Here is a 15889-nt window from a genome sequence, read left to right as displayed (position 1 = left end):
TATACCACTGCTGCTAGTGAATAACGATTATTTCGCACTGCACCGTGCTAAACATAACAAAATGTTAATACTTATAGAAATAATCAGCTATTAACACAAAAAGCACATCTGCTGAAATCAGCAAATGTGCTTTTCGATTTGTTACCTATTATTCAACGAATTATCGGTCTGATTTACGTTTCTTGATTCCAACCAGTCCTAATAAACTCATTAACGCTGTGCCGACTACTGCTAGCCATGAAGACTGCTGCTCATTAGTTTGCGGTAATTGACCCTTTGCGGTGGCATTTTGCTGCGTTGCCCCTGTCAAAGTCTTGGCATCAGTAGCACCACTTACAGACGTACTGCCTGTCTTGGCTGCGTTACTGCTGGTTACCTGCGTCATTGCGTTAGCAGATTGACCACTAGCCGTCTGTTTCAGCGAATCACCAGAATAGTTGTTAGCTGCCTGTGCGACCGTCTTTTCGGCACGGTTGCTGGTTACCTGTGCCAGCGTATTGCTAGTTTGATTGCTGGTTGGTCGTGCAACCGTCTTTTCAGTGCGACTACTAATGTCCTGTGTTGTCGCATTGGTTGAACGGCTGCCAGCACGTTTGGCCGTCTGGCTAGAACGGTTACCGGTTTGCTTAGTCTTGTGATTAGTCGCTTGCGATTCAGAAACCGCCTTTGTTTCGGTTTCTTTCGTCGCTGAACCTTTCTGCTGTCCAGAACGGGGCGTTGCCTTGGTTGCGGAGCTCTGCGCCTTAGTTGCTTGTTCACCAGTAGTGGTAGATTTGACTGCTTGAGTTGGTGAATCTGTAGTAGCAACTGGTTGCGGCTCAACGGTGTAACTACCTGGTACGGTCGTGATCGTGTAATTAGGATTCGACTTGGGTGCCAGCGTGACCGTTATTGGGTGAACCCCAACATCACCATTGGTTCCGTAATTCAGTTGATAGCTAACCGGAGTCCCCTTTGCTGGAACACCAGTGACCGTCGCTTTGGCCGTGCCAGTGTACGGCTGACCGTCATCAGTTTTGGTCAGACCGTTGGGTGCTGTAATCATCACAGGTGCCGGTGTAATCGTTAAATGACCAGCTGTAATATCGCTTAATGCAATCGTATAGTTTGGATTCAACTGCTGTAACTCAGTAAATCCAGCTTGACTCAATGTCACATCGTACGTACCAGCATCTTCGCTTTGATCTGCACGAGTAAAGTCAGCAACAGTCCATTTAGGTGCCGTTAATTTAACAGGCACTGTGACCGTGTAATCAGCTGGATCAGTGGTGGTATCACTGTCATAAACCTTAGTCTGACTGCCGATTGCCACTGTACCAAGCTTAGTTTGTGCGAGTGCAACTGGTTCAATGACGAAATTACCAGCCACCTCGTTTTCCGGACTTGGCGTAATGACATAGTTCGGGTTAGCATCTTGTAACTTCTGCCAGCCAGCAGCACTTAATGTGACTGGATATGAACCAACGTTTTCGGATGACCCTTGACGAACAAAGTCTCCAGCGGTAAATGTCGGCTGATTCAGCTGTGTACCTTTAATTATAACTGGGTAGACGCTAGGATCATTAGCTGGCTGTCCGCTATACTGCCGGTAAACTGAATCAATGAAGAAGCGGGACTGCGGTGTAGCTGGCGTGATTCTCAAACTGCCAGCCGTCGTTTTGACCGTGTAATTAGGATTATCCCCAAGCGTCACGGTAATTGGATAACCGCCATTCTTAACGTTGATATCTTGGCTGATATCAGTCAGTGAATAGTGCAGCGCATCCGCCTTACTACCCGTTGGCCGTCCAGTAACCTGAGCCACATCAGCGTTACCCATATACGGATTGCCATCATAGGTCTTAATCAGGTTCGGCGCGGTGATCGTAACTGGTGCTGGTGTGATGACTAACAGACCGTTTTGAATCGATTTCGCATCCAGCATGTAGTTTTTGTTTGCCTGCTGCAACTTAGCAAGTCCTTGACTGCTCAACGTAACCACGTGGTTGCCGACATTTTGACTGTCGGTGACCGTGGTGAAATCAGCAGCCGTAAACGTTGGTAAGACTAAATCAGCGTCATCGCTCGGCTTTAAAACGGTATAGGTGGTTGGATCCGTACTGTTATCGCCATCGTAGACCTTAGTTGCGCCTTGAACCACGACGGAATTAGCCACCTGTAAATTATCTGCCGGACTCTTCGCATTGATTGGCGCAGCAGCCGTGTTCGCGGTTGCTTGGCCCAATGCTTTCGGCGTAATCGTTAACGAACCAGCAACGAGGTTAACCGTGTAATTACCAACATTTTGACCATTCGCTGCCGTTATCGTGTAGGTGCCAGCATCCTTGTCACCGCTGATATCGGTCAGCGTGAAGGTTGGCTGATCACCATGAGCTGGTACACCGGTAATTGCTACCACGTCCTTATCACCGACGTACGCCTGACCATCGTAAGTCTTCGAAATGGTTGGCGCGGTACGGTGATTGGCGCTGCGGTGATCACTTGGTGGCCACCAGTGACATCAGCTGCCGTCACTTTGTAATTTGGATTGGCAGCCTGTAAATCAGTGACTCCCTTAGTACTCAACGTCACCGCATAGCTACCAACGTTTTGACTTGAAATACCACTCAAATCAAAATCATCGGCTGTCCATTTTGGCGCCGTCAATTGCTTATTCAGGGTCACTGCATACTGCGTTGGATTCGTTGTTGCTGTTCCGTCGTAAACCTTAGTCTGATCTTGAACCGTAATGCTGCCGGCCTTCAGTGACGCTTGGTTAATGGTCAACGATCCAGCATGAGTTGTGATTGCGTAGTTTGGATTATCACCTAACGTAACTGCGATTCCATAACCACCAGGCTTAACCGCAGTATCTGAACTGAGATCAGTCGTTGAATAATGTAAGGCATCCGCTTTACCAGTGGTTGGTAAGCCGGTGACAGCAGCAACGTTATCGCTGCCAGCATAGGCTTTACCGTCATAGGTCTTGGTCAACGTTGGCGCGGTGATCGTAACTGGTGCCTGTTTAATCGTTAGTGTACCGTCAACATACTTAATCGTGTAATTGCTGTTAGCATCCTTAAGTGTTGCTTTAACGGTATACGTACCGGTATTGACATCCTGGCTGATATTAGTGAGGTTAAATACTGGTGCCGTAGCTTTCGCTGGCTTATCAGTCACGTTAGGCTGATAAGTCTTATTATAAGCAGTGCCATCGTAAACCTTGCTGACGGTTGGTGCCGTTACCGTGATTGAAACTGGCGTAATGCTGAAACTGCCAGTCTTAACATTATTCGCTGTAAAGCTGTAGTTAGCGTTGGCATTATTCAGATCTTGAAGTCCCTGCTGACTAAGCTCAACCGTGTAGGTGCCCACATCTTGATCATCTGATGATAATTTAAAGTCATCAGCCGTCCATTGCTTAGGTGCCGAAACACCAGTTGGTAACGTTACTTTGTATGTCTTAGGTGTTGTCGTCGCATCGTTATCATAAACCTTAGTTGCTGTTCCAAGCGTCACGGTACCTTGATCACTCTTAGTTACCGTGAACGTGCTTGGTACAGTGGTTACCGTGTAATTCGGATTATCATCATTAATAACATTTAACGCATATGAACCAGCATTAATTGCGTTAGCTAGTGATGATAAATGATACTTCACAGTAGCGCCCTTAGCTGGCTTACCAGCTACCGTGGCAGTACTGTCAGAAACGGTATAACCGCTACCATCGTAAACTTTAGTCAAGCCTGTTGGTGCACTGATGGTTATTGGTGCTTGCTTGATTGTTAATTTACCAGCAGTCGGTGTAATCGTATAATTGCGGTTTGCAGCAACTTTACTATCAAACGTAATACCAATATCATAATCGCCTGCATTCACATCACTGCTCGTGTCGGCCAATTGATAAATCGGTGCCTTGGTACCAGTTGCTGATGCTGGCACACCGGTAACTGTCGCTTTCAAATCAGCGCCAGTATAAGTCTGACCGTCATATGTCTTCGTTAACGTTGGCCCAGCAATCGTAATGGCCGCTGGATTGATCGTTAATTGACCATTAACAACACTGGCATTACTAATATCATAGTTGGCATTGGCAGCCTGCAACTTCTTAAGGCCACTAGCCGTCAAATCAACTGCATAAGTTCCCACATCTTGACTCTTAGCCGCAGTCGTATCAAAGTCGGCTGTCGTTAAATCAGTTGGTACCGTGAGACTTAGATAACTAGCTGCATCCGCTGGGCCAGCCAATGTAAAGGTTGGCACGTTGGTAGCATCATTATCGTAAGCCTTTGTCGCGTTGCTGATTGTAATCGCGTTGGTGATGGCTTTAGGCGTAATCGTTAATTGCCCTTTGGCAGTCTTTATATTGTAGTTGGCATTCTTGGTTGAATTTGCTGTAATTGCCAGATCATAGGTACCAGCGTTTACATCCTTAGCTACGGAAGTCATGGTGTAAACCGGATCATCACCCGTAACTGCACCACTAACAGCAGCCTTTAAATCAGTTCCTGTGTAAGCTTGACCATCGTATGCCTTGCTGACGGTTGGCGCTGTAATGGTGACATCTGCCTTGTTGATCGTCAAAGTACCACTCTGAACATTTCCAGCAGTCACTGTAAAATTAGGATTATCCTGATTTAATTTAGCAATCCCAGCTGCGTTCAACGTGACTGCATAAACGCCAGCATCTTGACTTGTAACTTTTGTGGTATCAAAATCAGTCGCATCTAGTTGCGTCGTCTGGTAACCCGCTGGTCCCGTAACGGTGAATGTTGGCATATTAGCAGCGTTATTATCATACGTTTTAGAAGCATTGCCGACTGTAACTTGACCAGTAATTGGTGCCGCTGCAATCGTTAATTGACCATTCTTAACCGTGACGTTGTAGTTGGGATTCGTTGCGGCATCTGCTGTAACTGTCAGAGTATAGGTACCAGCGTTCACATCCTTAGCTACAGAAGTAATGGTATAAGTTGGATCATCACCCGTGATTGCGCCAGTGATAGCTGGCGTTAAGTTGCCACTATATGCCTGACCGTCGTAAGTCTTGCTGACAGTTGGTGCTGTGATTGTGACATTCGCCTTATTGATCGTCAAAGTACCATTCTTGGCAGTTATCTTGTAATTTGGATTCTGCGTTGCGTTTGCTGTAACTGCCAGCGTATAGGTACCAGCGTTGATATCGTTGGCTACGGAATCCATGGTATAAACCGGATCATCACCGGCAACTGCACCGCTGACATTGGCTTTCAAATCAGTACCAGTATATGCCTGACCGTCATAAGTCTTGGTCAGCGTTGGTGCAGCAATGGTAATGTCTTTAGGCGTGATTGTGAGTTGACCAGCCTTAACACTGTCAGCTGAAATGACGTAGTTCGGATTATCTTTTTGTAATGCGGTAATCGCAGCACTTGTTAATTTAACGTCATACGAACCCACGTTTTGACTAGCAGCCGCTGAAGTATCAAAATCAGCCGCCGTAATGGTTGGCATCGTGAAGTTTGGATAATTAGTCGCATCCGGTCCAGTCAGCGTAAAGGTTGGCACACTGGCTGCATTATTATCGTAGACTTTACTCTCTGAATTAATAGTGAGCGCTTGTGAAATCGTCTTAGGCGTAATCGTCAAATGCCCAGCAGTCGGTGTAATCGTGTAATTATGGTTTGCGGCGGCTTTGCCATCAAATGTGATGCCAATATCATAACCGCCAGCATTCACATCGTTGCTGAGATCAGCCAACTGATATGCTGGTACATCGTTGCCAACTGTACCATTAACCGTAGCCTTCAAATCAGTTTCTGTGTAGGCTTTACCATCATAAGTCTTAGTTAACGTTGGTGCAGTAATCGTAATAGTCTTAGGCGTAATTGTAAATGAACCGGCTTTAATACTGGTCATATCAAATACATAGTTCGGGTTAGCCTGCTGTAATTTAGTTAATCCAGCTTGACTTAACTTCACTTGATAAGTACCAGCGTTTTGACTAGTGATACCACTGTTATCAAAATCAGCAGCCGTCAAATCTGTCGGTACCGTGAAGTTGCTGTCGCCAGCTGGTCCCTGCAGCGTATCCGTTGTCGGATCATTGGCTGCGCTGCCGTTGTAAACTTTACTGCTTCCACCCAACGTAATCGTATCTGCAGCCAACGTCTTAGGGTCGATCTTCAAAATTCCACTAACAGTTTTAATATCATAATTCGGGTTAGCGTCCGCTTTAGCCGTTACCGTAATTGGTGCATCCGTCGTGACATTCACATTAGTTGGCACATTGACCGTGTAAACTAGGTTGGCACCTGTCGTAACTTTATTGGCTGTTGCTGTCACTGGCTTACCATACTGTTTACCATCGTAAGTCTTTTCAGCATTTCCGGCTTTAATGGTCACTGCTCGTTTATCAATGATCAATTGACCACCAGTAATGCTATTTTTATCAAGAACATAATCCTTATTAGCAGCGTTAATTTTATCAATTCCAGATTGCTTCAACGTTACCGTGTAATCACCAACATTCTGGCTCGTAACGCCGTCGTTATCGTAATCGTCAGCAGTGAGTGTGGTTGGAATAACTAATCCAGCATACTGACTGTTAGCTGTTAACCCATACGTCTTAGGATCAGTGGTTGCATCACCATCATAGGTTTTATGGGCAGTTGCAACCTGAACCGCATTGGCTGTCGCAGTCTGCGGTGTGATTTTAAAGCTACCATTATTAATCGTAAACGTGTAGTTTGGGTTAGCCGTAGCATCAGCAGTAATCGTAATCGCATACGTACTACCAGCATCAACATCTTTGCTGATATCGTTAACGGTGTAGTTGAGCGCAGCACCATTTTTAGGCAAACCAGCCACTGTAACGAGTTTTGTTGGATCAGTTGAATACGCTTTGCCGTCATAGACCTTTGTGGCATTGGTTGGTGCCGTTAAGGTGATTGGCGCTGCCGTAATCTTCAACTGACCAGATTTAATACTATTGGTATCAAGTGCATAATTCTTATGAACACTCTTAATCGCATCAATCCCAGTTTGATTTAACGTTACCGCATAGCTACCAACGTTTTGACTGGTCGTTGCAACGTCAAAGTCTGAACTAGGCAATACCTGATCACCAGTTGATAATTTTACCGTATAACTGGTTGGATCAGTTGCACTGTCATTGTCATAGACTTTTGTGCCAGCCTGAATTGCTGCCGTTAACTTCGCTGGTGTAATCGTAAACGTACCGGCTTTGACATCATTAGCGTCCACTTTATAGTTCGGGTTAGCTGCCTGTAAATCAGTCAGTCCTTGGGCACTCAACTTAACTGCATAGTCACCAACGTTCGCGCTGGTAATACCGCTCAAATCAAAGTCAGCGGCTGTCCAGCCAGCCTTTGGTGCAGTCAAATTCGAATTCAAAGCGACATTATACGTCGGTGCGCTAATTGTTGTACCATCGTAAGTCTTAGTCTTGCCCTGAACCGCAATGTCACCAGCGGTTAATGCCGCTGGATTGATCGTTAATGTGCCATCAGCATACGTAATTGTGTAGTTGCTGTCAGCATTCTGTGGCGTTGCTTTTACGGTATACGTACCGGCATTGACATCTTGACTGATATTAGTGAGGTCAAATGCTGGTGTCGTAGCTTTCACTGGCTTATCAGTCACACTTGCCTGATAAGCCTTATTACTATAAGCAGCTCCATCATAAGTCTTGCTGACGGATGGTGCCGTTACCGTAATCGGTGCCGGCGTGATATTGAAACTGCCAGCCGTAACGTTATTCGCTGTAAAGCTGTAGTTAGCGTTTGCATTATTCAGATCTTGAAGCCCCTGTGCACTCAGTTCAACTGTGTAAGTGCCAACATCTTGACTGTTTGATGATAATTCAAAGTCGTCAGCAGTCCACTGTTTGGGTGCTGAAGCGCCAGTTGGTAAGGTCACACTGTAAGTCGTTGGCGTTGTCGATGCATCGTTATCATAAACTTTAGTTGCATTTCCAAGCGTCACAGCAGCTTGATCATTTTTAGTTACCGTGAATGTGCTTGGCACAACGGTTACCGTGTAGTTCGGATTACCATCATCAATCACATTCAACGCATATGAACCCACGTTAATTGCGTTAGCTAGTGATGACAAATGATACTTCACAGTGTCGCCTTTAGCTGGTTGACCAACTACTGCAGCAGCATCAGAAACGGTGTAGCCCTTGCCGTCATAAACTTTAGTCAAGCCTGTCGGAGCGCTGACCGTTACCGCAGCTTTAGCAATCGTAAAGTTACCAGCCATAACATTGCCACCGGTAAACGTGTAATTGCTGTTAGCCGCTTGTAAATCAGCCAGTCCTTTGTCAGTCAACGATACCGTGTAAGTCCCAGCATTCGTTTCAGCTGGTAAATTGAAGTCAGCAGATGTCCAGCTTGTAGGTGCTTTGACACCAGCTGGCAGATTAACTGAGTATGTTGCAGCAGTCCCATCGTAGGTTGTCGGCGCTGTCGCTGTAACGTTTACCTTAGTCGTCGTATTGGGCGTGATATTAAATTTACCGGCTGTAACATCGCTGGCAGTTACTGCATAGTTCGGGTTAGCTGCCTGTAAATCAGCTAGTCCTTGAGCACTCAATTTAACTGCGTAATTACCGACGTTCTGACTGGAAATCCCAGTCAAATCAAAGTCAGCAGTCGTCCAGCCATTGGTTGGTGCAGTCAATTTCGAACTTAAGGTCACACTATACTGTGTAGGGTCACTGCTTGCAGTCCCATCATAAGCCTTAGTCTTCCCCTGAACCGTAACGTCACTAGCCGTTAAACCAGCTGGCGTAACGATCAACTGACCGGGTGTAATGCTATTTTTATTAAGCACATAATTCTTGTTGCTGCTGTTAACAGCATTAATCCCAGTTTGATTTAACGTCACGGTATAACTACCAGCGTTTTGACCAGTAGCTGCCATACCGCTAGTTGTTTCAACGTCAAAGTCTGAACTAGGCAATGTCTGAGCACCCGTTGATAACGTCACGGTATAACTGGTTGGATCAGTCGTACTGTTATCATAGGCTTTCGTGGCATTCTGAATTACGGCCGTTTGCTTTGCTGGTGTGATCGTAATTGCTCCTGCAACGGTCGTAATCTTGTAGTTCTCGTTACCCTTAGCGTTAGGAACCACTGTTGTCGTGTAGGTACCCACATCTTGAGCGTTACCGTTAACCGCAATCGTGTAGTCTGGCGTTGCTTTCAAAGTCGTGTTATCAGAAGTAACCGTCCCCGTTGTTACAGAGACCGGCGTGCCCGTATATACTGTGGTTTCACTTGGTGCTGTGATCGTGATTGGTGCTGGCGTAATGACATATAAGCCATTTTGCACGTCTGTGGCGTCAAACGAATAATTCTTATTAGCATCTTTCAATGCCTGCAAACCGGTTTGATTCAACGTAACCTGATAAGCACCGGTATTTTGTGAAACTGCCGTGGTATCAAAATCACTAGCATCAAGCGTTGGTATCGTAAAGTCGCTATATTGGCTGGGTGCTAAAACTTTAAAGGTTGAGGCATCCGTTGCTGCACTACCGTCATAGACCTTAGTACTGCCTTGAACCACGATTGAAGTTGCTAACTGCAGATTCTGACTAGCATCAGTCGAGTTAGCTGGCGCTGTTGCTGTATTAGCAGCGGCTGTCGTCAAGATTCGTGGATTGATTGTAAGCTTGCCAGCCGTAATATCAGCCCTAGTGACTTGATAATTCAGGTTAGCTGCCTGTAAGTCCTTAATTCCTTGATCACTTAAAGTAATGGTGTAATCACCAACATTTTGGCTCGTAATACCGCTTAAATCAAAATCAGCTGCGGCCCAAGCTGGTGCCTGTAACTTCTGGTTTAATTTCACACCATATTTATCACTAATTGCAGTGCCATCGTAAGTCTTGGCATTGCCCTTAACCGTAACGTCACCAGCTGCCAATGCTACCCGGCTAATTGTGAAGGTAGCAGGTTTAATATTCGTGTTGGTAAATTCGTAATTACTGTTGGCTGCCTGTAAATCGGCGCGTCCTTTGTCACTCAGCGATACCGTGTAAGTCCCGGCATTCGTTTCAAATGGTAAATTAAAGTCCTCAGCCGTCCAGCTTGCAGGTGCGTTAACACCAGCTGGCAGACTAACTGAATACGTTGCAGCAGTCCCGTTATAAGTTGCAGGCGCTACTGCCTTAACACTGACATCAGTAGTCGTATTTGGGGTAATTTTTAAAGTACCGTTATTAATTGTAATTTGATAGTTCGGGTTATCCGCAGCCTTAGCTGTAACTGTAATCGGATAGTCGGTTTGATTAACATTCACTGCATCTGAATCGGTTGTCACTTGATAAACCAGCGCAGCACCCTGATCTGGCTTACCGGTGACCGTTGCTGTAAGCGGCTGCGCATAAGCTTGTCCTGAATATGGCGTGGTGACGTCAGTAGCACTGATTGTCACTGGTGCTTTGGTAATCGTAAATGAACCAGCCTTAACGTTCGCACTAGTAATTTGATAATTCTTATTTGCCGCTTGCAGGTCAGCAATCCCCTTTGAACTCAAAGTAACTGAGTAAGTGCCAGCATTCTTAATTGCGGTTGCAGTGGTGCCATCTGATGATGTTAAAGCAAAGTCAGCAGTCGTCCATTGAGGTGCCTTTAGCCCTCTTGATAAGGATGTGGTGTACTCGGCAGGATCTGTGGTAGCTGTCCCGTCATATTGTTTAGTACCAGACACGCTAACTGTAGCTGTCGTGTTAGGGGTAATTTTAAATGCCCCAGCCGTGACGTCCGCTAACTTTAAGGCGTAATTGGTATGCGCTTTTTGAATGTCAGCAAGTCCATTACTATTTAAAGTGACGGCATACTGGCCAACATCTTGACTCGTAATCTGGGTAGTATCGAAATCGGTGCTTGGCAGATCAGCTACTTTTTCACCCGTCGATAAGGTGACCGCATAGCTCGTTGGGTCAGTCTGACTGTTACCATCGTATGCTTTAGAAGCACTTGCCACCGTGGCTGTAACAGTCTCCGGTGCAATGACGAATAACCCATTTTGCACATCTGTGGCGTCAAATGAATAATTCTTATTAGCATCTTTCAATGCCTGCAAACCGGTTTGATTCAACGTGACCTGATAACTACCAGCATCCTGTGAAATAGCTGTCGTATCAAAATCACTAGCATCAAGCGTTGGTATCGTAAAGTCGGTATACTGACTTGGTCCTAAAACTTTAAAGGTTGAAGCATCCGTTGCTGGCTTATTGTCATAAACCTTAGTACCACCTTGAACCACGATTGAAGTTGCTAACTGTGGATTTTGTGCTGAATCAGTCGTATTGGCTGGTACCAGTGCGGTGTTAGCCGCAGCAGTCGTTAGCGCTTTAGGTGAAATGGTCAACGAACCAGTTTTAGAAGTATCAAAGGAAACCGCATAGTTTTGCGCCAAAGCCGCTTTAATCGCAGCCTCACCGCTAGCGGTCAATTGTACCTGATAAGTTCCGGCATCTTTGGCAGTTGGTGTTGCAGAGGTTAATTCAACATCGTTAGCTTTCAAGGCATAGTTGCTGCCATCTGGCAATGTAACTGTATATTTGGTTGAGTCAATTGCCTGAGCACTGTTCGAATACGTCCTAGTGTCGCTACCGCTTAAGCCAAGCGTTGCGTCCTTTAGATAAGGCACCTTAACAGAAATGCCCGTATCACTAATTGGTACAGCAATTGTAGTGGGTGCTTTAAACGTATAACCCGTCTGAGGGGTCAGTTTGGATTCATCCACCGTTGTGCCACCCACTTGGGTAACGGTTAGATCTGTCAAGCCAGCAATCGTATTACCATTGCTGTCAACTGGCACTAATGTCACCGTAACGTCCTTTAGCGTATATTGAATTTTCAACGGATCAGCATTCGTCGTTGCCGTTTGAGGCACCGTATAAGTGCTACTTACCGCATTATAACCAGCTATAGTTGGTGCTGTTGCCGTTGTACCAACGTACCCTGTCTCAGGAAACAGCGGTACCGTTGTGATCGGCTGATTGCTGGTATCTACCGCCTGCAACATATAAGTAATTTGCTTTTGATAGACAACCTTAAAGCTTTGATTATTCGTTGTTAAAATTGTAACGTTTGGTTCTTTAGTCACATAGCCCAAACTAGTGTAATCAGGTGTATCAACCGTTGCGCCAGCCTTGGCATGGCCGGTCACTGTACTAATCCCTGTTACCCCAGTAATTGGATTTTGATTAATATCAACTGGAACGATCGTGTAAGACAGCAGTGATGAATTTAGTGTATAAGTGACCGTAATCGGTTTATTCGTCGTTGTATCCGTGGCAGCATTAGCGGCCGTAAACATATTAGCAACCGTTGCTTGATCCGGTGTGTAGTCGGTCACTGTTGGTGACACTTGTGAATAAGTCCCGCCAACGACCCCAGTCAGCGTTACCGATTGAGGTGTTGCCGAATTTGCACCCGTATAGTTGATTTTTACGGTTGCCGGTTTCCCAGTGTACTTAACGATATACATATTAGCAGTTGGATCCGCTGAATAAGTGCCGCTAACAGTCGCTTGCGCTGCCGTGTAACCAGGAATATCAGCTGCGGCTACACTAAAGTTCGTGCCATACTTACCAGTCACCGTTTGTGGCTTATCCGTGCTGGCCGTGGTTGAATCAAGGCCAGTATGCTGAATCGTGACCGTCACATCAATTGGTGCGTAGGTCACTGTAAAATTAGTTTGACCCTTGTTTTGATAGACGCCAGTAATAATTGCTTGATCCGGTGTGTAGCCCGTAATGGTTGGTGAAACGAGACTATAAGTATCACCAATTTTGACGCTTTGGGTCTGAACGGCCGGAATTTGGTCAGTCGGCAGACCGGTGCCAGCGTAATTGACCGTAATGGTTTGTGCTTGGGTTGTATATTGCACCTTATAGCTGGTAACGCCCGGCTTCGTGACGAGTGTTTGACCAGCGACTTGTGAATAACCTTCCGCACTGTAATCCGGTGTTGCAATGGCAGCATCCGTTTTAGTCGTCCCATTAGTCATGCTCAAACCAGCAATCACATTGCCGTTCTTGTCGACTGGAATGATGGTGTAGCTGTTGTCATTAGCGGTATAGGTAATGGTTTGGGCCAAACTGCCTGTGTTACTGTAAACACCCTTTAAGATAGTGGCATCGGGTGTATAACCCGCAATGGTCGGTGCATTTACCGTATAAGTGCCGTCCGTTACACCAGTCTGTATTTGAGCAGCCGGTGTGACATCAGTTGGTAGACCAGCATAGGAAACGGTTACTTTTGAAGGATTGGCAATATATTTAACGTTCACTACTGGTATCGGCTTTGATGCAGTCGGCACGGTTTCAGCATTCTTTACAACGGTATAACCCGCGTAGGTTGGATAATCGATTGCATTGCCCGTTTGACCGTTATATTGAGTTGGTGCCAGGGTAACAATTGGATTACCGCTTGCATCAACGGGCTGAACCTTGTAAACCTTTGTATCAGCCACATATTTAACGGTAAAGGCACCGTTAGTAGCAGTTGCTGGACCATAAGTCCCCATAATCGTTGTTTGATCAGGGGTATAGCCCGCAATCTCAGGCGAATTGATCTGATAACTTTCACCAGTAGTCCCCGTTGCCATATTTGGAGTTGGTAATGAATTCGTTGGTAACCCAGTGTAGGTTACACTGACATGGTATTGATTAGCGGCGTACTGTAATTGATAGCTCGTCACGCCAGCTTTAGTTGTTGGCATCGTTTGACCAGAGACCAATGTGTAACCGTCATAAGTTGGTGCGGCAACACTGGCATCGGTCTTGCTAGTTTCGTTAGTTGCTGGCAATGCAGCAATGGCCTTACCAGTACTATCTACTGGAACGACCTGATAACTGTTGTCACTAGCAGTGTAATGAACCGCCACTTGTACCGGCTTAGCATTTTGAGTATAAGTACCGCCAACGGCAGCCAGATCGGCTGTATAACCCGCAATGACTGGTGTGGCAACGTTATAAGTGCTGCCAACTGCACCCTGTTCAATCGCAGTCTTGGGTGTCAGATTAGCTGGCAGGCCAGTATAGCTCACCTGGACGTTGCCGACATTCGCCTGGTACACGGCCTTCACGACTGTGCCATCGGTTGCTGGTGCAGTCATGCTAGTTCCTGTATAGCCAGCCTGAGCTGGTGCAGCAACCGTCGCTCCAATCTGTGAAGTGACCTGCTGCGGTGCTAACCCAGCGATAGCTTGCCCCTGAGTGTTCACTGGCTGAATTGTGTAATGAACTTGATTCGTATAATAAATGACAATGTTATTGACGTTATTGTTTTCAGTTGCGGCGTTTAAGACTTCGTTTGTGACTGATAGCGAATTGGTGCCTTCACTGGTCACAGCCTTCACGAATTGGTAACCGTCAATGACCCGCGGTGCAAACGTATGGGTGCTTAAATCAGTCGTTTTATCAACCGTAATCGTATCCCCAACGTCAACATTAGTAACATCTTGAGAATGAATGGTCGTTTGGGTGCCGTTATCAGCATCAACGTAAGTGAATCTGACGGGCATCGTGTTGACTGTCGCGGTAAAGCCACCCTTACCGGAAATATCAGCAATTTCAACGGCTCGCTGGTCGGTTTTATTAGAGCCACCGAGACTACCAACCGCGGCAAACGCGGCAATCGACATGGATTGGTTTAAAACGACATCTGGATATAAGACGCTTCCTTGATTGTTTTTGGCCGTACTTTTCGCAGTAACTGAACTAGTTGTCAGCGTTTGAACCTGCTGGGTCCGGGCAGCGTCCGAATACGTGGTATACGTAAAGCTCCCAGTGACCATATGATTTTTACTGTCAACCGTTGCCGGAGTCCATACTAACGTGGCGTACTCGTCATTGGGAACTGAGCTGCTAGTACTAGAAGCCCAAGTTGGCGTTGTCCCGGACAAAATACCCTTAGCATCCGTTTGTCGCACAACTAGTTGTCCCCATGCAGTATCAGCTTTACTGCCATCAACATAGCCATCCCGGCCAATGAAGGTCGTATTCGGCTGACCATAAATTCCAATATCAGCAGATGGATCACTACCTTGGCCAACCCCAGATTTTTGTGGATCAACGGGTTGCATAATAAAGCCGATACCACCACCATTACCAGAAGCTTGAGATTTTAGTTCAGCAGTAAAGGTAAACGCCTGACTGGTATCAATTTGGTTTTTGAAAACCATGGTTCCAGCCGTGGTTGGTGTGTTAGCAGGAACTAATACGACACCGCCTTGACTAATAGTAGACGTGGTGTCTGACGCGGTTGGCGTACCAGACCCCTTTTTAACGATCTGCTCAGCCTTAAAGTTCGCATCAACTTGATCAGGTGTAGTCAGTGCTACCTTGGTCTTATCGGCCGTGGAAATCGTGCCGTCAGGATTGACGTTAGCGGGGTTGGTTCCGTTTAAGGTCGCCGTTGTAATTTGGTTAGTGGTTGTTGCTTGAGCAGCCTCAGTTGAATTCGTCACGGGAGCTGCTGGTGCTGGAACTGTTGCTGGGCTCGGCTTTGGAGTGGTTGCAGCTGCATTATTTGGAGTACCATCAGCAGGCGTAGTTGGTCCCGTAGCCGTCTTTTCAGCAGTATTCCCAGTATCAGTTGTACCCGCATCATTAGTCTTTTCCTGATCAGTCCCAGAATTGTAACCAGAACTCTGCCGGCTTGTATCATTAACTGTCTGTGTGGTATTGATAGTTGACTGATCTGTACCGGCCGCCTCGGCGTGAACCATCGGTGCTGACCACAACATCCCCGTCATCAGTACGATACAGGCAAATGCCCATGTACCGCCACTCTTATACATTTTGTAATGCTCTTTGCGGTCTGTTGCTGCTTTGTTCAACAACAGCCTTTGTCGTTTAGTCATACATACCTCCGTTTATTGACTT

General features: G+C 46.2%; 2 protein-coding genes. Both read right to left on the bottom strand.

Features of this window, described 5'->3' with window-relative positions; all coding sequences use genetic code 11:
* Positions 1–160 precede the first annotated feature (160 nt).
* Positions 161–2398: an MBG domain-containing protein gene (locus tag CES79_RS11395; protein ID WP_089137269.1), complete on the bottom strand. Its 2238-nt coding sequence runs from the start codon at positions 2396–2398 to the stop codon at positions 161–163.
* Positions 2392–15867, bottom strand: a complete 13476-nt coding sequence (locus CES79_RS11390; RefSeq protein WP_089137268.1) for an MBG domain-containing protein — start codon at positions 15865–15867, stop codon at positions 2392–2394. Before CES79_RS11390 ends, CES79_RS11395 begins: the two co-directional genes overlap by 7 nt.
* Positions 15868–15889: the final 22 nt, after the last annotated feature.

It is taken from the genome of Secundilactobacillus silagei JCM 19001, from assembly GCF_002217945.1.
Classification (GTDB): domain Bacteria; phylum Bacillota; class Bacilli; order Lactobacillales; family Lactobacillaceae; genus Secundilactobacillus; species Secundilactobacillus silagei.
Note: the sequence above shows the minus strand (reverse complement) of the source record. Positions and strands in the feature narration are given on the sequence as shown.

What these genes read in the sequence shown, in the direction of transcription:
- CES79_RS11390 (WP_089137268.1), bottom strand. Translation starts at nt 15,867, where the DNA reads ATGACTAAACGACAAAGGCTGTTGTTGAACAAAGCAGCAACAGACCGC.